At 71.5% G+C, this 20,239-nt stretch carries 21 protein-coding genes; 9 read left to right on the top strand and 12 right to left on the bottom strand.

Annotated features, from left to right (window positions below):
• Positions 1-182: 182 nt before the first annotated feature.
• Positions 183-968: an IclR family transcriptional regulator gene (locus tag ACP4J3_RS39235; protein WP_426541117.1), complete on the bottom strand. Its 786-nt coding sequence runs from the start codon at positions 966-968 to the stop codon at positions 183-185.
• A 205-nt stretch (positions 969-1,173) separates the two neighbouring features.
• Here ACP4J3_RS39235 and ACP4J3_RS39240 point away from each other — a divergent pair, with 205 nt between their 5' ends.
• Positions 1,174-2,463, top strand: a complete 1,290-nt coding sequence (locus ACP4J3_RS39240) for a glucarate dehydratase family protein (RefSeq protein ID WP_426541118.1) — start codon at positions 1,174-1,176, stop codon at positions 2,461-2,463.
• A 156-nt stretch (positions 2,464-2,619) separates the two neighbouring features.
• Entirely contained in the window at positions 2,620-3,720 is a 1,101-nt protein-coding gene (locus ACP4J3_RS39245; RefSeq protein WP_426541145.1) for a carbohydrate kinase family protein, read from the top strand.
• A 19-nt stretch (positions 3,721-3,739) separates the two neighbouring features.
• Here ACP4J3_RS39245 and ACP4J3_RS39250 read toward each other — a convergent pair whose 3' ends face one another.
• From ACP4J3_RS39250 to ACP4J3_RS39260, 3 genes are all read right to left on the bottom strand, one after another.
• A complete protein-coding gene (locus tag ACP4J3_RS39250) occupies positions 3,740-4,540 on the bottom strand; it encodes a VOC family protein (protein WP_426541119.1) in 801 nt (266 codons plus the stop codon).
• Between the two features lie 95 nt (positions 4,541-4,635).
• A complete protein-coding gene (locus ACP4J3_RS39255; RefSeq protein ID WP_426541120.1) occupies positions 4,636-4,989 on the bottom strand; it encodes a cytidine deaminase in 354 nt (117 codons plus the stop codon).
• Positions 4,990-5,017: 28 nt separating this feature from the next.
• Complete coding sequence (locus ACP4J3_RS39260) at positions 5,018-5,839, bottom strand: helix-turn-helix transcriptional regulator (protein ID WP_426541146.1); 822 nt, start codon at positions 5,837-5,839, stop codon at positions 5,018-5,020.
• 148 nt (positions 5,840-5,987) lie between these two features.
• Here ACP4J3_RS39260 and ACP4J3_RS39265 point away from each other — a divergent pair, with 148 nt between their 5' ends.
• The 3 genes from ACP4J3_RS39265 (at position 5,988) to ACP4J3_RS39275 (ending at position 8,067) form a co-directional block, all read left to right on the top strand.
• Entirely contained in the window at positions 5,988-7,454 is a 1,467-nt protein-coding gene (locus tag ACP4J3_RS39265) for an MFS transporter (protein ID WP_426541121.1), read from the top strand.
• Positions 7,455-7,546: 92 nt separating this feature from the next.
• Positions 7,547-7,795 (top strand): hypothetical protein, encoded by a 249-nt coding sequence (locus ACP4J3_RS39270; protein WP_426541122.1) that lies wholly within the window; start codon positions 7,547-7,549, stop codon positions 7,793-7,795.
• The gene (locus ACP4J3_RS39275) at positions 7,792-8,067 is read left to right on the top strand and encodes a hypothetical protein (RefSeq protein ID WP_426541123.1); all 276 of its coding nucleotides are present in this window, start codon (positions 7,792-7,794) and stop codon (positions 8,065-8,067) included. The genes ACP4J3_RS39270 and ACP4J3_RS39275 overlap by 4 nt, the downstream gene beginning before the upstream one ends.
• Before the next feature lie 15 nt (positions 8,068-8,082).
• Here ACP4J3_RS39275 and ACP4J3_RS39280 read toward each other — a convergent pair whose 3' ends face one another.
• The 4 genes from ACP4J3_RS39280 to ACP4J3_RS39295 are packed head-to-tail and all read right to left on the bottom strand — an operon-like array spanning position 8,083 to position 12,394.
• A complete protein-coding gene (locus ACP4J3_RS39280; protein ID WP_426541124.1) occupies positions 8,083-8,442 on the bottom strand; it encodes an MmcQ/YjbR family DNA-binding protein in 360 nt (119 codons plus the stop codon).
• The gene (locus ACP4J3_RS39285; RefSeq protein ID WP_426541125.1) at positions 8,439-9,746 is read right to left on the bottom strand and encodes a hemolysin family protein; all 1,308 of its coding nucleotides are present in this window, start codon (positions 9,744-9,746) and stop codon (positions 8,439-8,441) included. Before ACP4J3_RS39285 ends, ACP4J3_RS39280 begins: the two co-directional genes overlap by 4 nt.
• Positions 9,743-10,240, bottom strand: a complete 498-nt coding sequence (ybeY, locus tag ACP4J3_RS39290) for an rRNA maturation RNase YbeY (protein ID WP_426541126.1) — start codon at positions 10,238-10,240, stop codon at positions 9,743-9,745. The genes ACP4J3_RS39285 and ybeY overlap by 4 nt, the downstream gene beginning before the upstream one ends.
• Positions 10,241-10,255: 15 nt before the next feature.
• Positions 10,256-12,394, bottom strand: a complete 2,139-nt coding sequence (locus ACP4J3_RS39295) for a PhoH family protein (protein WP_426541127.1) — start codon at positions 12,392-12,394, stop codon at positions 10,256-10,258.
• A 374-nt stretch (positions 12,395-12,768) separates the two neighbouring features.
• On the opposite strand from ACP4J3_RS39295, the gene ACP4J3_RS39300 reads away from it, so the two are divergent.
• The gene (locus tag ACP4J3_RS39300; protein WP_426541128.1) at positions 12,769-13,245 is read left to right on the top strand and encodes a hypothetical protein; all 477 of its coding nucleotides are present in this window, start codon (positions 12,769-12,771) and stop codon (positions 13,243-13,245) included.
• A 45-nt stretch (positions 13,246-13,290) separates the two neighbouring features.
• On the opposite strand, the gene ACP4J3_RS39305 is transcribed toward ACP4J3_RS39300, so the two are convergent.
• Entirely contained in the window at positions 13,291-13,629 is a 339-nt protein-coding gene (locus tag ACP4J3_RS39305) for a P-II family nitrogen regulator (RefSeq protein WP_426541129.1), read from the bottom strand.
• Positions 13,630-13,802: 173 nt separating this feature from the next.
• Between ACP4J3_RS39305 and era the strand changes: the two genes are divergently transcribed.
• Both era and ACP4J3_RS39315 read left to right on the top strand, forming a co-directional pair.
• Positions 13,803-14,756, top strand: coding sequence for a GTPase Era (gene era, locus ACP4J3_RS39310; protein WP_426541130.1), 954 nt, complete (start codon positions 13,803-13,805; stop codon positions 14,754-14,756).
• Between the two features lie 55 nt (positions 14,757-14,811).
• Positions 14,812-15,798 (top strand): threonine ammonia-lyase, encoded by a 987-nt coding sequence (locus tag ACP4J3_RS39315; protein WP_426541131.1) that lies wholly within the window; start codon positions 14,812-14,814, stop codon positions 15,796-15,798.
• Here ACP4J3_RS39315 and ACP4J3_RS39320 read toward each other — a convergent pair.
• Positions 15,793-16,641: a helix-turn-helix transcriptional regulator gene (locus ACP4J3_RS39320; protein ID WP_426541132.1), complete on the bottom strand. Its 849-nt coding sequence runs from the start codon at positions 16,639-16,641 to the stop codon at positions 15,793-15,795. The genes ACP4J3_RS39315 and ACP4J3_RS39320 overlap by 6 nt on opposite strands.
• A gap of 119 nt (positions 16,642-16,760) precedes the next feature.
• Here ACP4J3_RS39320 and ACP4J3_RS39325 point away from each other — a divergent pair, with 119 nt between their 5' ends.
• Complete coding sequence (locus ACP4J3_RS39325) at positions 16,761-17,615, top strand: NAD-dependent epimerase/dehydratase family protein (protein ID WP_426541133.1); 855 nt, start codon at positions 16,761-16,763, stop codon at positions 17,613-17,615.
• Between the two features lie 13 nt (positions 17,616-17,628).
• Here ACP4J3_RS39325 and ACP4J3_RS39330 read toward each other — a convergent pair whose 3' ends face one another.
• Positions 17,629-18,870, bottom strand: a complete 1,242-nt coding sequence (locus ACP4J3_RS39330; RefSeq protein ID WP_426541134.1) for an MFS transporter — start codon at positions 18,868-18,870, stop codon at positions 17,629-17,631.
• Complete coding sequence (locus ACP4J3_RS39335) at positions 18,867-20,210, bottom strand: GH1 family beta-glucosidase (RefSeq protein WP_426541135.1); 1,344 nt, start codon at positions 20,208-20,210, stop codon at positions 18,867-18,869. Before ACP4J3_RS39335 ends, ACP4J3_RS39330 begins: the two co-directional genes overlap by 4 nt.
• Between the last annotated feature and the right edge of the window lie 29 nt (positions 20,211-20,239).

The following is a 20,239-nucleotide window of genomic DNA, read 5'->3' on the forward strand; positions in this document are numbered from 1 at the left end:
AAAGGAGCGGCACAGAAAAAGGGGGTGGGGCGCAGGCCGTCGATGGACAGGAACGCGCGGGCAATTTGTATCAAGTGAGGGGAGGCGTGAAGAAGTGGAGATGGTGTGATCTAAGGCACGTTCTGTTTGGGATGAGGAAAGGGGGGTACCAGAGATCGCCGCGTCGGCCCCCGCAGGTGTCTTCACCTGCGCCAGTGCACCGCCCCGGCCCCGCCCGGAACCGTCGCCTCGATCTTCGACCTGATCTCCCGCATCACCGCGACGATCCGCTTCTCGTGCTCCGCCGACAGCCGGGCCACCGGCACCGAGCAACTGATCGCGTCCTGGGCCGGGGAGTCGTAGCGCAGCGCGAAGCCGAAGCCGACGATGCCGAGGACGCCCTCCTCGCGGTCGACCGACCAGCCGCGCGCCCGCACCCCGGCGAGGTCCGCGGCGAGGGCGGCGCGGGTGGTGTGGGAGTTGGGGGTGAGGGCCTGGTACGGGCCCTCGGGAAGCTCGCCGTCGGTGCGTTCGGCGAGCAGCGCCTTGCCCAGGGCGCCGACGTGCGCGGGCAGGCGCCGGCCGACGCGGCTGATCGTCCTCAGGTACTCGTGCGACTCGCGCGTCGCCAGATACGCCACGTCCCGGCCGTCCAGCCGCGCCATGTGGATCGTCTCGCCCAGCGCCTCGGAGGCCTCGTCGAGATACGGGCGCACCAGGCGCACCCGCGGGTCGGAGTCGAGGTAGCCGGTGCCGGTGAGCAGGGCGTGGATGCCGATGCCGTAGAGGGAGCCGGTGACATCGGTGCGGACCCAGCCGCGCGAGATCAGGGTCTGCAGCAGCGCGTACATCGAGCTGCGCGGCACCTCGAGCTCGTCCGCCAGCTCCTGCAGGCGTGCGGGACGGTCGCCGCGCGCGGCGAGCAGCTCCAGCAGCTCCACCGTGCGCGCCGCCGACTTCACCTCGCGGACGCCGCCTGTCTCCGACATGGGCCGATCGTAAATGGGGACCGACAGCGCCGTTGACGGTCCTGATTCGGGTATCTAATCTGCATTCTCATGCGTGGATGCTGTCTACATCAGGAGATGGTCAGGCGGCCTTTCGCCCCGAAGGCCGCATCCCGTTCCCTGTCCTGTCCCGCAGAAATCCGATTCCCGCCCGCCCCGAAGGGCCGGTCACCCTGGGAGGTTCCTGGTGAACCCCACCATCACGGACGTACGCCTGACCCCCATCCTGGTCGCCGACCCGCCCCTGCTGAACACCCAGGGCGTCCACCAGCCGTACACACCCCGGCTGATCGTGGAGGTCGAGACGGCGGGCGGGATCGTCGGCGTCGGTGAGACCTACGGCGACACCAAGTACCTGGAGCTGGCACGGCCGTTCGCGCGGAAACTGGTCGGGCGTCAGGTGGGCGACCTGAACGGGCTGTTCGCCCTCGCCGACGACGTGGCCGTCGACCAGGCCCAGGTCTCCGGCCAGGTCGACGTCGGCGGACTGCGCGGCGTCCAGACCGCCGACAAGCTGCGGCTGTCCGTCGTCTCCGGCTTCGAGGTCGCCTGCCTCGACGCCCTCGGCAAGGCGCTCGGGCTGCCGGTGCACGCGCTGCTCGGCGGCAAGGTGCGCGACGCGGTCGAGTACAGCGCCTACCTGTTCTACAAGTGGGCCGGCCACCCGGAGGGCGTGCGGGCGGAGAAGGACGAGTGGGGGGCCGCCGTCGACCCGGCCGGGGTCGTCGAGCAGGCGCGGCGGTTCAAGGAGCGGTACGGGTTCACGTCCTTCAAGCTCAAGGGCGGGGTCTTTCCGCCGGACGAGGAGATCGCGGCCGTACGGGCGCTCGCGGAGGCCTTCCCCGGGCACCCGCTGCGACTCGACCCCAACGGCGCCTGGTCCGTTCAGACCTCGCTGAGGGTGGCGCGGGAACTCGGGGACGTCCTGGAGTACCTGGAGGACCCGACCCTCGGCACGGCCGGCATGGCGCAGGTCGCCGCGCGGGCCGGGGTGCCGCTGGCGACCAACATGTGCGTGACGACGTTCGCCGAGATCAAGGAGGCGTTCACGTCGGACGCCGTCCAGGTGGTCCTCTCCGACCACCACTACTGGGGCGGGCTGCGCAACACCCGGCAACTGGCCGCGATCTGCCGCACCTTCGGCGTCGGGGTGTCCATGCACTCCAACACCCACCTCGGCATCTCCCTGGCCGCGATGACCCACGTGGCGTCGACCGTGCCCGACCTCCACCACGCCTGCGACTCCCACTACCCCTGGCAGTCCGAGGATGTCCTCACCGAGCGCCTCGCCTTCGACGGCGGCAAGGTCGCCGTGCCGGACGCGCCCGGCCTCGGCGTGGCACTCGACCACGATCGGCTACGGCTGCTGCACCAGCGGTGGCTGGATGACGACGGCGCGCTGCGGGACCGCGACGACGCGGCGGCGATGCGGGTCGCCGAACCGGCGTGGGTCACGCCTTCGGTGCCTCGCTGGTAGCCCTCGCAGGGGGATCGAGGAAGATCGCGGTGGCGTTGTCAGTGGCGTGGTGCACACTGGCCAGATCAGCACCACGTCAGGGAGCGCACCGTGACCACGCCCACCGCGCCCACCGGGCCCATCGGAAAGGGATCCCCGCCGCAGCGGCCGTCGGCCATGGCGGCGGGGCCGTACCGCCGGACCCAGGTCGACCCGCTCGCCGGCCTGCGCGGGCCCGCCGACCCGCCCTGGGACGTGTACCTCACGGGCACGGTGTTCCTGGACATCATCTTCACCGGCCTCGACTCGGCGCCGGTGCGCGGCACGGAGTCCTGGGCGCGCGGGATGGGCTCCAGCCCCGGCGGCGTCGCCAACATGGCCACCGCCCTGGCCCGCCTCGGCCTGAAGACCTCCCTCGCGGCGGCCTTCGGCGACGACCACTACGGCGACTACTGCTGGGACGCGCTGGAGAAGGGCGAGGGCATCGACCTGTCGCCGTCGCGCACGGTGCCGGGCTGGCACTCGCCGGTGACGGTCTCCATGGCGTACGAGGGGGAGCGCACGATGGTCTCCCACGGCCATGAGCCGCCCCCGGAGGAGCCCGCGCCGGACTGCCCGCCGCGCGCGCGTGCCGCCGTGGCCTCCCTGGTGCCGGGCACCCGGGCGCCGTGGATCGCGCAGGCCGCGAGCAAGGGCGCCCGGATCTTCGGCGACGTCGGCTGGGACGACACCGGGGCGTGGGACCTGGCGGGGCTGGCGGACCTGGAGCACTGCGAGGCCTTCCTGCCGAACGCGCAGGAGGCGATGCGGTACACCGGCACCGAGTGCCCGCGCGAGGCGGCCCACGCCCTGACCGAGTACGTCCCGCTGGCGGTCGTCACCCTCGGCGCGGAAGGCGCGTACGCGGTGGACGGCAGAACGGGGGAGACGGCGGTCGTCCCCGCCATCGCCGTCGAGGCCCTCGACCCCACCGGTGCCGGTGACGTCTTCGTCGCCGGCTTCGTCACCGGCACCCTGGCCGACTGGCCGCTGGCCGACCGGCTGGCCTTCGCGGGCCTGACCGCCGCGCTCTCCGTCCAGGAGTTCGGGGGGTCCCTGTCCGCACCCGGCTGGGCGGAGATCGGCGCCTGGTGGCGCCAGGTCCAGTCCCTCGACCGGCAGGACCCCGAGGCGCTGCGCCGGTACGCGTTCCTGGCGGACCTGGTGCCCAAGGAGGCGGCGAGCCCCTGGCCGCTGCGGCGGGCGGTGCCGACGATCGGATTCCGACGGTCCGCGTGACAGCGCCGGCCGGCGGGGTTCAGCTCGGCGGCGCCGGCTTCAGCACCACGAAGTCCGCGTTCGCCGGGTCGAGGCACACGGCCAGCCGCCCGACGCCCTCCGCGTCCTCCGGCCCCATCTGCACACTGCCGCCGTTCTCGGTGACCTTGGCGACCGCCGCGTCACAGTCGTCGACGTTGAAGACCGGATGCCAGTACGGCCGCCCGTTCGCCAGCGCGAGGTTCTCCTCCGGCAGCTCCATCAGCCCGCCCTGCATGCGCTCCTCGGGCAGCCCGGCGGGCGTGATGAGCGTGTAGGTGCCCCCGCCGCCCGGCAGTTCCATGTCGCCGTACTGCCAGCCGAAGACCCCGCCGTAGAACTCCTTCGCGCCCGCGGCGTCGCTCGTGTACAGCTCGGTCCACGACAGCGAGCCCGGCTCGTCCGCCTGCTCGAAGCCGGCCTGCTTCCCCGGCTGCCAGACGGCGAACTGGCCGCCCAGCGGGTCGCTGAACTGCGCCATCCGACCCCAGTCGTCGAGGTCCATCGGCTCGACCCGCACGGTGCCGCCCGCGCCGCGCACCGCCTGCGTCGTGGCGTCCGCGTCGGTGACGGCGAAGTAGATCATCCAGGCCGAGCGCGCCCCCTCCTCGGTGAGCTTGCCGAGCCCGGCGACGGTCTTGCCGTCCTTCTTGAACATCCCGCCTTCGAAGTCCTCCGCCTCGCCCATGGACTCGAACTCCCAGCCGAGCACCGCGCCGTAGAAGGCCGCGGCGGCCCGCACATCGGGAGCGCCGAGGTCGAGCCAACAGGGGGAGCCGGGAGCCTGGTCAGTGGTGATCATGAGGATTCCCTTCCGCCGATCCGCTGTCCCCTCAGCCTGACACCGGGCACTGACAATCGCCCGTCGGACCGCCGTGGGCTGCCTCGCCCCGAGCCTCAGCCCGCCGTGACCGTCGCCCGCACCGCCCCGTCCGGCCCCGCCACCAGAACCGGCGTCCCCGGCCCGCCGAGATCCCGCACCGCGGCCCGGTCCTCCGCCGAGGCACCCTCCGCCTCCGTCACCACCGCCGCCGCCTCCAACGACGTCGCCCCCGACGCCACCGCCATCGCCACCGCCGTCCGCAGCGCACTCAGCTTCAGCGAGTCCAGGGCGACGGTCCCGGCGACATACGTACGGCCCGTCTCGTCCCGTACGGCCGCCCCCTCGGGCACCCCGTTGCGGGCCCGGGCCGAACGGGCCAGGGTGACGATCTTGCGGTCCTCGGGGTCAAGCGCGCTGTTGTCGGTCATGACCTGAGCATACGTAGCGCCGCGCGGCCTACCCGGCCACGGGGTACATCGCCCCGCGGCGCCCCTCCGGCGACGCCAGCCACTGAAGCTTCGCCGCCGTGTTCGCCTCGTCCAGCGGAGTGTGCAGCACGATCGACAGATCGGGCCGCACCGGCATCTGCATCACGCTCGACTCCAGGCACAACACCCCGACCAGCGGATGCTCCAGCTCCTTGCGGATCTGCCCGGCGTCCTCGATGTCCCGCCGCTCCCACAGCTCGTTGAACTCCGCACTCGACGCCTTCGCCTCGGCCAGCACCGCCTGGAACCCCTCGTCGTCGGGCGAGGCCGAGCACAGCGCCCGGAACTGCGCCACGACCGTGGCCGCGTTCGCCTCCCAGTTCCTCGACCGCGACCGGTACATCGGGTCGGTGAAGAAGTCGATCAGGCAGTTCCACCGCTCGCCGGCCCGCATGCCCAGCACCGTCGCGGCGGCGTCGTTGTGCATCACGCCGTTGTAGTACCGGTCCATGATGTGCGCCGGAAACGGCATCCACGCGTCGATCAGCCGCCGCAGCCCGTCGCACATCTGCTGCTTCTCGGGCGCCACTTCGGCCACCGGCGGATTCAGCCCGGCCAGCAGATACAGATGCCGGCGCTCGGCGTTGCTCAGCCGCAGCACCCGGGCGACGGAGTCCAGCACCTGGGGCGATACGGAGATGTCCCGCCCCTGCTCCAGCCACTGGTACCAGGAGGCACCCACCCCGGCGAGCACCGCGACCTCCTCGCGCCGCAACCCCGGCGTACGGCGCCGCGCCCCACCGTCCGGCAACCCCGCCTCGCCCGGCGTCACCCGGGCCCGCCTGCTCATCAGGAACTCGCGCAGCTCGCGCCGCCGATGGCTCTTCAGCGCGCCCTCGGACACGTACGGATCCCCCTCATTCCGTTGCCTGGTGGTGCCACCACCAGCACAACTCCCCGCTCCCCACGGCTATTCCGACGCCAGCAGTCTCTTGCCCATGGCGATCGACACCGACCTCACCCACCCTTCGTCCCCACCGCTCGACACCCCCCGCCTGTCGACGCGCGACAAGCTCGTCCTGTTCGTCCTGTGCGCCGCCCAGTTCATGGTCGCGCTCGACTTCTCCGTCCTGAACGTCGCGCTCCCCGTCCTCGGCGCCGATCTCGGCATGAGCCAGTCGGCGCTGCAGTGGGCGGTCACGGCGTTCGCGCTGCCGTCCGGCGGCTTCCTGCTCCTGTTCGGCCGTATCGGCGACCTGTACGGCCGCCGCAAGCTGTTCCTGACCGGCCTCGCCGTGTTCGCCGCGGCCTCGGCGCTCGCGACGTTCGCCTGGGACCCGGCGTCCTTCCTCGCCGGACGCGCCCTGCAGGGCCTCGGCGCCGCGGTCATCGTCCCGACGGGCATGTCCCTGCTGACGACCACCTTCCACGAGGGGCCCGCCCGCGACCGCGCCCTCGGCATCTCCGGGACGCTGATGTCCCTCGGCTTCACCATCGGCATGGTCGCGGGCGGCGTCCTGACCGACGCGTTCGGCTGGCGCTCCACCATGGGCCTGCTCACGGTCTTCGCCCTGGTCGTACTGCCGCTCGCCCCCGGCCTGCTGCCCGAGTCCCGCACCCCGGACCGCCCCCACCTGGACGTGCCCGGCGCGATCACCGTCACCGGCGGCCTGCTGTCCCTGATCTACGCCCTGACGACGGCCGCCGACCACGGCTTCGCCCGCGCCGACGTCATCGCGACCCTGATCGCCGGCCTCGCGCTGCTCACGGCCTTCGTGATCGTCGAGTCCCGCACCGCGGCACCCCTGGTCTCCCTGCCGATGCTGCGCCGCCGCACGGTGGCCTGGGGCAACCTGGGCGGTCTGGTCACCTTCTCGATGATGTCGACGGTGGTCTTCGTCCTCACCCTGTACCTCCAGGAGGTCCTGCGCCTGTCGGCCTGGGAGACGGGCCTGGTCTTCGGCGTCCAGGGCGTGCTGTCGGTGATCGCGGGCTCGCTCACCCCGAGGTTCGTCAGCCGCCTCGGCGCCCGCCGCACCCTGGTGGTCTCGCTCACGGGCCAGGGCGCCTTCATCGCGGCCCTGCTGTTCCTCGGCACCGACGGCTGGTCCGTCTGGCTCGCCACGGCCGCCGTGTCGCTGTCGAGCATGTTCCACCTCGGCGCGATCATCTCCTACGGCCTGACGGTCACCTCCGGCGTCCCCGACGGGGAACAGGGCCTGGCCACCGGCCTGGTCACCTCCACCCAGCAGGTCGGCATCACGATCGGCATTCCGCTGCTCGGCGTCCTCGCCACGACCTCCGGCGACCTGATGTCCGGCACCCGCCTGGTGATGGCGCTCGACGCCGCCATCGTGCTGGCCGCCGCCGTACTGGTGGGGATCGGGCTGCGGGCGGGACGGCGAACCGCCGCATCCCGGCCGGATCCGGCCGACCCATGGGTCGACGGCCGTGAGAAGCCCTAAAGTCCCCGTGTGACTGATCGAGCCGACCCGGGCGGCCCGGGAACCGAGGACGGCGTCCACATCCCGTCGCCCCGAGACGCCCGGGCAGGCCGGTGACCAGAACCGCCGAAGGGCCGGACGCCACCCGGGCGGTGGAGATCATCGTCGAGTCCGCCGAAGGCCCCGGCCGCCGGGGCTCCGGCTACCGGGTCACCGGCGGCACCGTGCTGACCGCCGCCCACGTGATCGCCGCGGCGGCGGCGCTGCGGGTGCGCTGCAACGCCGACAGCCCCGAGGCCCGGTGCCGCCCGCGCACCGCGAGGAGTTCCAGTCGCCCGACCGGGTCGCCGTACTGGCCGTGACCGCGCCCGCCCTGGCCGCCGAAGCGGCGCGGCACATGCTTGAGGACGACTCCTTGTCCTGGCTCATGGACGAACTGGCCGAGGCGCTTCTCGGTGACCCGAGACGCCCCGGTGACCCCGCCCTGCGCCCGCTCGCCCGCCGCTGCGCCAGGACGGCCCTCGCCGGCACCTGCTGGAGCGACGCCCTGCCGGCACTGACCGAGCTGGAACCGGAAGCGGTCCTCGCCGTCCACGCGCGCCTGCGCGAGCTGGGCGCCCTGGAACCACGATGACGCGCCCCACGCCCCTCAGGGCCGGTCGAGCCGCAGCCGCTCGGCCCTCGGCAGACCGGCCACGACCAGGTCGTAGGAGTCCTCGACGAGCTCCCGGACGAGGCGGTCCGGAAGCTCGCCGTCCACGGTGACCGTGTTCCAGTGCCGCTTGTTCATGTGATAGCCGGGGACGATCAGGCCGGGGTGATCGGCGCGCAGCCGTACCGCGTCCTCCGGGTCGCACTTGAGGTTGACCGTCAGGGGGCGCTGGTCCAGCCAGCTCAGCGCGAACATCTTGCCGAGGACCTTGAAGACGGAGATCTCGGGACTGAAGGGGAAGTCCTCGACGGCCTCGTTGAAGGAGAGGCAGAAGGTGCGCAGTTCCTGTGGTGTCACGCGGACTCCTTGTCCCCCACCGAGGGCACGGCGGGGCCCATCGGCTCCACGAGCACGGTCACGATCTTGTTCCGGCGGCCGGCCGCCGCCTCCGCCGTCAGCCGCAGTTCACGGCCGTCGGGCAGCTCGACCCGCGAGGACGCCCCGGCGATCGGGACCCGGCCCAGCGCCTTCGCCAGCAGCCCGCCGACGGTCTCCACGTCCTCGTCGTCGTACTCGTCGAGGCCGTACAGCTCGCCCAGGTCGGTGATGTCCAGGCGGGCGGTGACGCGATAGCGGTCCTCGCCCAGGTCCTCCACCGGCGGCAGCTCACGGTCGTACTCGTCGGTGATCTCGCCGACGATCTCCTCGAGGATGTCCTCGATGGTGACGATGCCGGCGGTGCCGCCGTACTCGTCGATCACGACGGCGACGTGGTTGCGCTCCTTCTGCATCTCGCGCAGCAGATCACCGGCGTTCTTGGTGTCGGGCACGAACACCGCGGGCCGCATCGCGGTCGACACCAGCTCGCTCTCCGCGTCCCGGGAAATGTGCGTCTTGCGGGCCAGGTCCTTCAGATACACCATCCCCACCACGTCGTCCTCGCTCTCCCCGACCACCGGGATGCGCGAGAAACCCGAGCGCAGGGCGAGGGTGAGGGCCTGGCGGATGGTCTTGTACCGCTCGATGACGACGAGGTCGGTCCTCGGCACCATCACCTCCCGCACCAGCGTGTCGCCCAGCTCGAAGACCGAGTGCACCATACGGCGCTCCTCGTCCTCGATCAGTTGCTCCTTCTCGGCGAGGTCGACCAGCGCCCGCAGCTCCGCCTCGGAGGCGAAGGGGCCGCGGCGGAAGCCCTTGCCGGGCGTGAGGGCGTTGCCGATGAGGATCAGCAGATACGGGACCGGGCCCATGATCCGCGCGAGCGGCAGCAGGATGTACGCCGCCGCCGTGGCCGTGTTCAGCGGATGCTGGCGGCCGATGGTGCGCGGGGAGACCCCGACGGCGACGTACGACACCAGCACCATGACCGCTATGGCGACCAGCAGGGCCTCGGTGGTGCTGTCGAACTCCCGCAGGCAGGCGTAGGTGACCAGCGAGGCCGCCGCCATCTCGCAGGCCACGCGCACCAGCAGCGCCACGTTCAGATAGCGCGTCGGGTCGGCGGCGACCAGCGCGAGCTTCTGGCTGCCGCGCCGCCCGCCGCGTACGGCCTCCTCGGCGCGGAAGCTGGAGACGCGCGCCAGGCCCGCCTCCGCGCAGGCCGCGAGCCAGGCCACGACCACGAGGGCGATGGCGCCGGCGACCAGGGGGAGGCTCATGACACGGTCGGGGCCGGCGACGGACCCGTCAGGCCCTTCTCCGCACGCCAGCCGTCCACGATGGCGGCCTGCAGACCGAACATCTCGGCCTTCTCGTCGGGCTCCTCGTGGTCGTACCCGAGAAGGTGCAGCACACCGTGGACGGTCAGGAGCTGGAGCTCCTCGTCCATGGTGTGCTGCGTGGGCGCCTCGGCCCCCTGCTTGGCGGCGACCTCGGGGCAGAGCACGATGTCGCCGAGCAGCCCCTGCGGCGGCTCGTCGTCGTCCTTCGACGGCGGCCGCAGCTCGTCCATCGGGAAGGACATGACATCGGTCGGCCCCGGCAGGTCCATCCACTGGATGTGAAGCTGCTCCATGGCGTCGGCGTCCACGACGATCACCGAGAGCTCGGAGAGCGGGTGGATGCGCATCCGCGCGAGCGCGTAGCGGGCGATGTCGAGGATCGCCTGCTCATCGACATCGGTGCCGGACTCGTTGTTGACGTCGATCGACATGGTGGTGCCGGTTCTCTACTTCCCCTTGTGCCCGGCCTTGCCGCCCCGGCCCTTGTGGGTGCCGTTCTGGGTGCCGTGCTTGCTGTCGTACTTCTCGTAGGCGTCGACGATACGGCCGACCAGCTTGTGCCGTACGACATCGTGGGAGGACAGCAGGGAGAAGTGGACGTCGTCCACGCCCTCCAGGATCTCCCGCACCTGCCGCAGACCGGACTTGGTGCCGTCCGGGAGGTCGACCTGGGTCACGTCACCGGTGATGACTATCTTCGAGTCGAAGCCGAGGCGGGTGAGGAACATCTTCATCTGTTCGGGGCTGGTGTTCTGGGCCTCGTCCAGGATGATGAAGGCGTCGTTGAGCGTGTTGTGCGTCAGCAGGTAGTCCTGGGTGACGTAGAGGGAGTCCTCGGCGGCCACCTGGATGCAGACAGTCTCCTCCCTGCCTGCGGGTTCGATCGAGTCGATGAACCGCATCGGGCGTCCGCCGCCTCCGGCCGCGTGGTACTTGTCTCGCTTGCGGGGAAGGCGGAAGGGCTCTATGCCCTCGGGGAGGCGGATGTCGATGACGTGGGCGTCGCGTCGGTGGGCTGCCCTTGCGGTGCTCTGATTACGCCCCTCGGCCATGCGACGCCGGGTGTAGGCGACGCCTCCCAGCGACTGAACCAACGACATCACGTTGTCCCGAAGGAGGATCGACGTTGTCGTGTACTGAATCCGGCAGGTGCGATCCGCCTGGGTGACCGGCCCTCCGTCGGAGTCGAGCAGGCCCTGCAGGACTGCCAGCCGTACGTCGGCGGAGTTGTACAGGTAGTCGTCCGGGATGAACTTGGTGTGCGAGCGTGTGCGCAGCAGGTCCAGTTCTCGAAGAACCCTCGTTACCGGGTTCTCAAGGGTGACCACGTCGCCAGGTGACTTGATCCGGTTGAGGACGTGGTCGGGACCGCCCTTGTGCCGCAGTTCGATGCTGGGCAGCGCGGCTTCCAACGCCACGGCCAGCTCTTGATCCTCTGTGGCGAAGGACGGAGTGGTCGAACCTGTGAGGCAACCATCGCCCAGAAGCAGGCCCAGTGCATACGGATCCATCGGGACCTCACGCTCCGCGAGGCACACCGGCGCGGTGAGCAGCGGCAGCTCGTACCGGCGAGCATGAGCCGCTCGCAGGTTGCCGATCATCTCCTGCGTCTCCAGGACCCGCCACGGCTTGTTGCGACGTTTGTCGGCGGCTGTGCGGACGATCCACAAGTGCTCGCCGCAGCACAGTGTCCAGGAGCCATCCTGGGCGGTGACGCGGTAGATGTCCTTCTCGCCCTGCGGGTAGACACCGAGGACCGGGGTCGGCTCACCATTGGAGCCGATGACCAGGTCACCGACCTGGAGGTCGCCGATGGGGCGCCAGCCGTCGGGCGTCAGGACGTTAGTGAACACAGGTTGCGCACGACCCCGCATATATGCTAGGGGGGCCACCTCGATAGTCCCTGCCGCCATCAATCGCGGAATCGAGTCCGGGTCCAGCATGTCGTGCAGCGCGTCGTACAGCGGCCGCAGGTACGGGTCGATCTTCTCGTACAGCGTCCCCGGCAGGAACCCCAGCCGCTCGCCCGCCTCCACCGCCGGCCGGGTCAGGATGATGCGGTTGACCTGCTTGGACTGCAGGGCCTGCACCGCCTTGGCCATGGCCAGGTAGGTCTTGCCGGTACCGGCGGGGCCGATGCCGAAGACGACCGTGTGCTTGTCGATGGCGTCGACGTAGCGCTTCTGGTTGAGGGTCTTGGGGCGGATCGTGCGACCGCGGGAGGAGAGGATGTTCTGGGTGAGCACCTCGGCCGGGGTCTCCTCCGGCCCCTCCCCGTTCTCACTCGCTCTGAGCATGGCGATCGAGCGTTCCACCGCGTCCTCCGTCATCGGTTGCCCGGTGCGGAGCACCAGCATCATCTCGTCGAACAGGCGCTGTATGAGGGCGACTTCCGCTGGGTCGCCCACGGCGCTGATCTCATTGCCCCGGACGTGGATGTCGGTCGCCGGGAAGGCCGTCTCGATCACGCGCAGAAGGGAGTCGCCGGACCCCAGCACGGTCACCATGGGGTGCTGGGCGGGGACGGTGAACTGTGCTCTCGCCTGCCCCTGCGCGGGTGTGTGAGCTGTGGGTGTCTGAGTCATGGGCCGGCTCGTAGGCCTTGCTCGTCCTCCTCGATACGACTCGCCCGCCTCAAGGGCGGCCTGGCGATTTCCAGGGTACGCCGGGGGACTGACAACGCCGTAGGGCTTTTCAACGGCGCGGTTCGGCGTGGACGTGGCCGCTCACGGCCAGTGCCGATCACGTGACGCTGCGCCGCGTCGCGCCGGGTAGTTGACTCGCCGGTAGTTGAGGCCGGAAATCACCCTTGCCGACCTTCGCCCCACGCGCATCAATGGAACCCGACGGTTTCCGACGGACCGTCAGATTCGGTCTCCGCGCAGCGTGTTCGCACCCACCTGCCGGGCCACCCCCCACACACACCGAATTCCCCCACCCCGAAAGGGAGCGATTCCCCATGAGACGTACGCGCATCGGAGCAGGTGCGGCCCTGATGGCCGGGGCCCTCGCGGTCACCGGTCTGGCATTCGCGCCGGCCGCCCTCGCCGTCACCCCCGCCACCGCGACGATCACCGCCGACTGCGGCAGCTTCGGTGGCGGCGAGGCCACGCTCACCGCCACCCAGGACGGCACGTCCGCCACCATCACCGTCAACTCCTCCGCGATCACCGCGCCGATCGCGCTCTCGGAGGACTCGATCTCCTCGACGCTCACCATGGTGAAGGCGAGTGGCGGCACCGCCTCCTTCTCCGGCACCGAGAACCCGGCGATGGCCGCCGGTGACCCCGTCCAGGTCGGCCCGCTCAGCGGCACCGTCGCCTCCGGGGACAGCCTGGAGGCCTTCGGCGGCTCGCTGGAGATGACCGTCTTCGGCATCACCATCACCTGCACGGCGACAGGGCCGCAGTCGCCGGGCCCGTTCGTGTTCGACTGAGGCGCGTGACGCGCTGACGGGGCGCGGTCCCGGCACCCGGCGCTGCTACAGCGCGTCGGGGCCGCGCTCGCCCGTACGCACCCGTACGACCGTCTCGACCGGCAGCGCCCAGACCTTGCCGTCGCCGATCTTGCCGGTCCGGGCGGCCTTCACCACGGCGTCCATGACCTCGTCGGCGGCCGCGTCCTCGACGACGACCTCGATGCGGACCTTCGGCACCAGGTCGACCTGGTACTCCGCGCCCCGGTACACCTCGGTGTGGCCGCGCTGACGGCCGTAGCCGCCGGACTCGGTCACGGTCAGGCCGTGCACGCCGATCTCCTGGAGAGCGGTCTTGACCTCGTCGAGCCGGTACGGCTTGACGATCGCGGTGATGAGCTTCATGCCTGCTTCTTGACCTTCTGGGCGGGGGGACGGAGGAGACGGGGGGAGAGGGACGAGCCGGCCGGGGCGCCGGGCCCCAGGACCCCGTGATCGTAGGCGCTCTCGGCGCCCTCCGTAAGGTCCAGGCCTACGCGTGTGCGGCGGGGCTTCGGCGATCAGGGAGAATGGGCGCCATGAGCGTTCGCACCCAGTCATCCGAGCAGTCGGCCGAGGCCGTCCACCGCGCCGGCTTCGCCTGCTTCGTGGGCCGCCCCAACGCGGGCAAGTCCACCCTGACGAACGCGCTGGTCGGGCAGAAGGTGGCGATCACCTCGAACCGGCCGCAGACGACGCGGCACACGGTGCGCGGGATCGTGCACCGGGAGGACGCCCAGTTGATCCTGGTCGACACCCCCGGGCTGCACAAGCCGCGCACGCTGCTGGGTGAGCGGCTGAACGACGTCGTACGGACCACCTGGGCCGAGGTCGACGTGATCGGCTTCTGCCTGCCCGCGGACCAGAAGATCGGCCCCGGAGACCGCTTCATCGCCAAGGAGCTGGCGGGGATCCGCAAGACCCCCAAGGTCGCGATCGTCACCAAGACCGACCTGGTGGACTCCAAGGCACTGGCCGAGCAGCTCATCGCGATCGACCGGCTGGGCAAGGAGCTCGGCATCGAGTGGGCCGAGATCGTGCCGGTGTCGGCGGTGGGCGACAAGCAGGTGGCGCTCCTGGCCGACCTGCTGATCCCGCTCCTCCCCGAGGGCCCGGCCCTCTACCCCGAGGGCGACCTGACGGACGAGCCCGAGCAGGTCATGGTGGCCGAGCTGATCCGCGAGGCGGCGCTGGAGGGCGTCCGGGACGAGCTGCCCCACTCCATCGCGGTCGTGGTGGAGGAGATGCTCCCGCGCGAGGACCGCCCCGCGGACAAGCCCCTGCTGGACATCCATGCCAACGTCTACATCGAACGCCCCAGCCAGAAGGGCATCATCATCGGCCCCAAGGGCAAGCGCCTGAAAGAGGTCGGTATCAAGAGCCGCAAGCACATCGAGGCGCTGCTGGGGACGCCGGTCTTCCTGGACCTGCACGTGAAGGTCGCGAAGGACTGGCAACGCGACCCGAAGCAGCTGCGGAGGCTGGGTTTCTGAGCGACCCGCCCCACAGGCGACCCGCTCCACAGGCCGGGCTCTACGCTGCGGTGTCATGCAGCAGACGCGCCTCGACACCGCTCGGATCCGGGCCGCTCGCCGGGTGATCGACCCGGTCTTTCTCGACACTCCGCTGTACCGCTGCGAGGCGCTGGAGCCCGTTCTCGGGTGCGCGGTGAGCATCAAGCTCGAAACGGCGAACCCGGTGCGCAGCTTCAAGGCCCGCGGCACCGAGGTCGTCGCGAGCCGGCTCGCCGCCCATGGCCCGCGGTCCGTGGTGTGCGCCAGCGCGGGCAACCTCGGCCAGGCCCTCGCCTGGTCCGGCCGCGGCCGGGGGCTGGACGTCACCGTCGTGGCGTCCCGCTTCGCGACCGCGGCCAAGCTCGACCGCATCCGCGCACTGGACGCCAGGCTGGAACTGGTCGACGGCGACCACGAGATGGCGCGCGAGCGGGCCGCGGCCATCGCGCGCCGCGACGGCATCCGGCTGGTCGAGGACAGCCTGGACATCGAGACCTGCGAGGGCGCGGCGACCATCGGCCTGGAACTGGCGGACAAGGCTCCGTCGTTCGACGCCGTCCTGATCGCGCTCGGCGGTGGGGCGCTGGCCACCGGTGTGGGGCATGTGGTGAAGACCATGGCGCCCGCAGCCCAGGTGATCTGCGTCCAGCCGCTGGGCGCACCGGCGATGACACACTCGTGGCGCAGGCGACGTGTCGTCACCACCGACTCGACCGACACCATCGCCGACGGTGTCGCCGGCCGGCGTCCCATCCCGGCCGTCCTGGACGACCTCCTCCTGGTCGCCGACGACGCCGTCCTGGTCCAGGAGGCGTCGATCGTCGCCGGTATGCGGATGCTCCTCGACCACGCCGGCCTCGTCGTGGAACCGTCGGCCGCTCTCGGCATCGCCGCGATCCTCGAGGACCGCGACCGCTTCGCCGGCCGGCACGTGGTCACCATCGTGTGCGGCGGCAACGTCGACATGGACGCCTATCGCCGCTGGGTCGGTGCGGCCGATCCGGGACCTGGAGCGTCATAGTCCGCTCGCCGACATGTCCTGCAGGCCCACCACGCGCAGGAGTTGGAGGCGTTCGTGAGTCTGAGTGCCCGGGCGGGCGGTGTGGATGACCAGCATCTGATGGTGTTCGTGGCTGAGCAGGACCTCGCAGTCGAGGTCGAGCAGGCCGACCAGGGGGTGCTGGAAGCGTTTGGTGGCCCGGTGGCGCAGGGCCACCTCGTGTTCGTCCCAGAGACGAGCGAACTCCTCGCTCGATGAGCGGAGTTCCGCCACCAGGGCGGCCGGTTCCGGGTCGTCGGGGCGGGCCGTGGCCACCGCGCGCAGACTGGCGACGTGAGCGCGGGCGTGCTCCTGCCGGTCCTCCTCCGGGAACAGGGCGCGCGCCTCGGGGTCCAGGAAGTAGAGGCGCAGGAGGTTGCGCTCGCCCGGCGGGCGGGACAGCACATCGTGGGTCAGCGCCCTCGCCATCGCGTTCTGCGCCAGCACCTCGCCGCAGTCCGTCACCACCTGCGCCGGTGTGTCGTGCAGCCGGTCCAGGACCAGCATCAGGCCGGGCGGGACATGCCTCGACGCCGTCTCGCGGCGCGGCGGCTCCTCGCCGACCAGGTGGAACAGATGGTCACGCTCGTCGGCGCTCAGGCGCAGCGCCCGGCCCAGCGCGGTCAGCATCTGGCGGGACGGGCGCGGGCCGCGGGACTGTTCGAGGCGGATGTAGTAGTCCACCGACATGCCCGCGAGCTGCGCCACCTCCTCGCGGCGCAGGCCCGGCGTGCGGCGCCGGGAGCCGGGCGTCAGGCCCACGTCCGACGGGGTCAGCCGGGCGCGGCCGCGGCGCAGGAAGTCGGCGAGTTCGGCTCGGTTCACCTCTCCAGACTGCGGGAGCCCGCCCGGCTTATCCAGGGACTGCCGATCCCCTGATCGACGGGTCTCTCCCGTCCGCGGCGGCCCCGTCCGAGGCTGGTCGGTGACGAGAGGAGCAGATCATGCTGACGTTGGTGACGGGTACGACGGGACAGGTCGGCCGGCGCTTCGCACCGAGGCTGCTGGCGCAGGCCCGGGCGGACGAGCGGGTGCGGGTGCTGGTGCGGGACTCGGCGCGGGGCGAGCCGTTCGCGGAGCTGGGCGCCGAGGTCGTGGTCGGCGATCTGCGGGACGCCGAGGTGCTCGGCAAGGCGGTCGCCGGGGTGGACGCGGTCGTGAACGTCGCGGCCTCCTTCCGCGGGGTGCCCGACGAGGAGGCGTGGGCCGTCAACCGGGACGCGGCCGTGGCGCTGGGCCGGGCCGCGCAGACGGCCGGTGTGCGGAGGTTCGTGCAGGTCAGCACGGGGCTGGTGTACGGCACCGGACGCGGCCGCCCGCTCACCGAGGACGACGAGAGCCGGCCCGGCGGGGCGATGTGGGGCGCCTACCCCGAGTCCAAGGCGCAGGCCGAGCGGGAACTGCTCGCCCTGGACGGCATGGACGTACGCGTGGCCCGGCTCCCCTTCGTCTATGGCGAGGGCGACCCGCACCTCGCCCAGTCCCTGATGTGGGCCCGCGACTGGGCGGCGACCCAGCGCCTGCACATGGGCCACCACGTGGACGTCGCCCAGGGCCTGCTGCGCATCCTGCACGCACCGGGCATCGCGGGCCGGATCTACAACATCGCCGACGACGCCCCCGTCACGGCGGTCGAGCTGCACCAGCTCAACGGGGTCGAGATCCCCGAGGAGCTGTACACCCGCACCGACCCCGACCCGTGGGTCCAGATCACGTCCACCGAGCGGATCCGCCGGGAGCTGGGGTACCGGCCGGTGTACCCGTCGGTCTACACGGCCCGGGACGCCGGGGCGCTCTAGCCCACCTCTCGGCCTAGTCCACCCCTCGAATACGCCCCACCAGCACCGCCCCCGCCAACCCGATCACGGCAGCCACGGCGTACAGCATCCGGTAGCCGCCCAGATGCGTCACGATCGGCGCGGCGAGGGCGGGCGCCGCCACCTGGGGCAGGGCGTTGGCGACGTTGATCACCCCGAGGTCCTTGCCCCGGTCCATGGCCTTCGGCAGGACGTCGGTCATCAGCGCGAAGTCGACCGACATGAACACCCCGAGGGCCACGCCCAGCAACGCTGCCACGACGAGCGCACCCGCCCAGGTCTGCCAGGCGGCCAGCAGGGCGGTGGCCGCCGCCATCAGCACCCCGGACCACTTCACGAAGGGCTTGCGGCGCCCCACCCGGTCCGACCAGATGCCGCCCACCACGACCGTGGCCAGCAGCGCCACGCTGTCGACCGCGGTGAGGATCAGCACGCCCTGCTCGGGGTCGTCGTGGTGCAGGCGGTCGCGCAGGTAGTAGAGCAGGTAGAGAAGCACCAGCGCGTTGCTGAGGTTGATCAGGAAGCGGGTCAGCCAGGCCCAGCCGAAGTCCGGGTAGCGGCGCGGGCTCAGCCAGAAGCCGCGGACGAAGGACTGCCAGGACCACGCCGGCCGGTCCGCGGCCCCCAGCCGCAGATCCCGGTACCGGAGCACATACGGCAGCACCCCCGCCACCACGAACACCGCGCACGCCGCATACCCCGCCGCGATCCCGCCCGCCGCCGTCGCCAGCCCCGTCCCGGCGACCGCCCCGAGTATCTGCGCCGCCCCCAGCCAGCCGCCCACCGCGCCCCGCTGGAGCCGCGGCACCCGGTCCGGCACCGCCGCCGTCACCGCCGCGAACGCCGCGTTCAGGGTGAGCTGGACCAGGCACCAGCCGACCGCCATCACCCACAGCCCGTCGGCCCCGGCGAGCAGCAGCAGCGACAGCGCACCGCCCGCCGCCCCGGCCACGATCCAGGGCGTACGCCGGCCCCAGCGGGCCGCGGTGCGGTCCGACAGCGCGCCGAAGAACGGGTTGGCCAGCAGCGACACGGCCGCGCCCACGCCCGTCACCCAGGCCAGCAGCGTCTCCTTCGACATCCCGGTGCCGGGCGTGAAGTCCTCCGCCTGCTGGGCCAGCAGGATCTGCAGCGGGCCGTACCAGCCCACCCAGATCGCCACGTTGGCCAGCGACAGCGTGGCGGTCCAGCCCCCGCCGACCCGGACCGTGGGCTCGGCGAGGGCCTTGGCCGTCATCCCTGCGTCCGCAGCACGTCCCGCAGCCAGCGGTAGGACGCCTTGGGCGTCCGCGTCAGCGCCGCCGAATCCTCGAAGTCCACGTGGACGAGTCCGAACCGGCGCGCGTACCCCTCCGCCCACTCGAAGTTGTCCAGCAGCGACCAGACGAAGTAGCCCCGTACGTCCACCCCCGCCTGAACCGCCCGGTGCAGCGCGCGCAGGTGGCCGTCCAGGTAGGCGATCCGCCGCTGGTCGTCGACGCCCTCGTACGAGCAGCCGTTCTCGGTGATGACGATCGGCGGGAGCCGGTCGCCGTAGCGCTCCCGGAAGCCGGTGAGGAGTTCCGTCAGGCCTTCGGGGACCACCGGCCAGCCGAAGTCGGTCGTCGGCACGCCCTCGATCTCCCTGACCGAGAAGGGCAGTTCGGCCGGCATGCGCACCCCGCCGAACTCGATCTCGGTGCCCTGCGGGGCGCCCACGCGGGTCGGGGCGTAGTAGTTGACGCCGTAGAAGTCGAGGGGTTCCGCCATGACCTCGAGGTCCGACTGAACATCCCCCGGCATCAACTCGCCGATGCCCTCCGGGTACTGGCCGAGCAGCAGCGGGTCGGCGAACAGGCGGTTGAGGAGGAGGTCGTAGAAGTCCGCCGCCTCCACATCCGCCTGCTCCCGCGACGCCGGCCAGGTCGGGCCGTGCGAGTTGGCGATGCCGATGTCCGTCGCGCCGGCCGCGCGCAGCGCCCGTACGGCCAGGCCGTGGGCCAGGAGCTGGTGGTGGGCGACGGGGAGGGCGTCGAACAGCAGGCGCTTGCCAGGCGCGTGGGTGCCGAGGGCGTGGCCCAGCAGGGTGTGCTCGGCGGGCTCGTTGATCGTGATCCACTTCTGCACGCGGTCGCCCAGGCGCTCGGCGACCGCGGAGACGTACTCGGCGAAACGGGACGCCGTGTCCCGGTCCAGCCAGTCCAGCGCGACCGGCAGGTCCCAGTGGAAGAGGGTCGGCACCGGCCGTACGCCCGCCGCGCACAGCTCGTCCACCAGCCGGTCGTAGAAGTCCAGGCCCTTCGGCGCGTTCACCCGGGGCCAGGAGATCGAGAAGCGGTACGCGCCCACGCCCAGGTCGGCCAGGAGCGCGACGTCCTCGCGGTAGCGGTGGTAGTGGTCGCAGGCCACCGCCGCCGTGGAGCCGTCCTTCACCCTTCCCGGCTCGGCCGTGAAGGTGTCCCACACGGACGGCTCACGCTCGTGAGCCGCTCCCTCGATCTGGTGGGCCGAGGTCGAGACGCCCCACAGGAAGCCGTCCGGGAACCGCGGTATCGGGTTCGTCGCGCCGCGCGCATCAGTCGCCATGCGCCGGATCATCCGTACCGGCGGTAACAGAAGTCAACGGC

This window comes from Streptomyces sp. UG1, from assembly GCF_049974585.1.
Lineage (GTDB): Bacteria > Actinomycetota > Actinomycetes > Streptomycetales > Streptomycetaceae > Streptomyces.

Bases quoted from the DNA above. Each gene is read 5' to 3' on its own strand.
- ACP4J3_RS39235 (WP_426541117.1), bottom strand. From the start codon at position 968: ATGTCGGAGACAGGCGGCGTCCGCGAGGTGAAGTCGGCGGCGCGCACG.
- ACP4J3_RS39245 (WP_426541145.1), top strand. From the start codon at position 2,620: ATGGCGGCGGGGCCGTACCGCCGGACCCAGGTCGACCCGCTCGCCGGC.
- ACP4J3_RS39250 (WP_426541119.1), bottom strand. From the start codon at position 4,540: ATGATCACCACTGACCAGGCTCCCGGCTCCCCCTGTTGGCTCGACCTC.
- ACP4J3_RS39255 (WP_426541120.1), bottom strand. From the start codon at position 4,989: ATGACCGACAACAGCGCGCTTGACCCCGAGGACCGCAAGATCGTCACC.
- ACP4J3_RS39260 (WP_426541146.1), bottom strand. From the start codon at position 5,839: ATGAGCAGGCGGGCCCGGGTGACGCCGGGCGAGGCGGGGTTGCCGGAC.
- ACP4J3_RS39265 (WP_426541121.1), top strand. From the start codon at position 5,988: ATGGCGATCGACACCGACCTCACCCACCCTTCGTCCCCACCGCTCGAC.
- ACP4J3_RS39285 (WP_426541125.1), bottom strand. From the start codon at position 9,746: ATGAGCCTCCCCCTGGTCGCCGGCGCCATCGCCCTCGTGGTCGTGGCC.
- ybeY (WP_426541126.1), bottom strand. From the start codon at position 10,240: ATGTCGATCGACGTCAACAACGAGTCCGGCACCGATGTCGATGAGCAG.
- ACP4J3_RS39295 (WP_426541127.1), bottom strand. From the start codon at position 12,394: ATGACTCAGACACCCACAGCTCACACACCCGCGCAGGGGCAGGCGAGA.
- ACP4J3_RS39300 (WP_426541128.1), top strand. From the start codon at position 12,769: ATGAGACGTACGCGCATCGGAGCAGGTGCGGCCCTGATGGCCGGGGCC.
- ACP4J3_RS39305 (WP_426541129.1), bottom strand. From the start codon at position 13,629: ATGAAGCTCATCACCGCGATCGTCAAGCCGTACCGGCTCGACGAGGTC.
- era (WP_426541130.1), top strand. From the start codon at position 13,803: ATGAGCGTTCGCACCCAGTCATCCGAGCAGTCGGCCGAGGCCGTCCAC.
- ACP4J3_RS39315 (WP_426541131.1), top strand. From the start codon at position 14,812: ATGCAGCAGACGCGCCTCGACACCGCTCGGATCCGGGCCGCTCGCCGG.
- ACP4J3_RS39325 (WP_426541133.1), top strand. From the start codon at position 16,761: ATGCTGACGTTGGTGACGGGTACGACGGGACAGGTCGGCCGGCGCTTC.
- ACP4J3_RS39330 (WP_426541134.1), bottom strand. From the start codon at position 18,870: ATGACGGCCAAGGCCCTCGCCGAGCCCACGGTCCGGGTCGGCGGGGGC.
- ACP4J3_RS39335 (WP_426541135.1), bottom strand. From the start codon at position 20,210: ATGATCCGGCGCATGGCGACTGATGCGCGCGGCGCGACGAACCCGATA.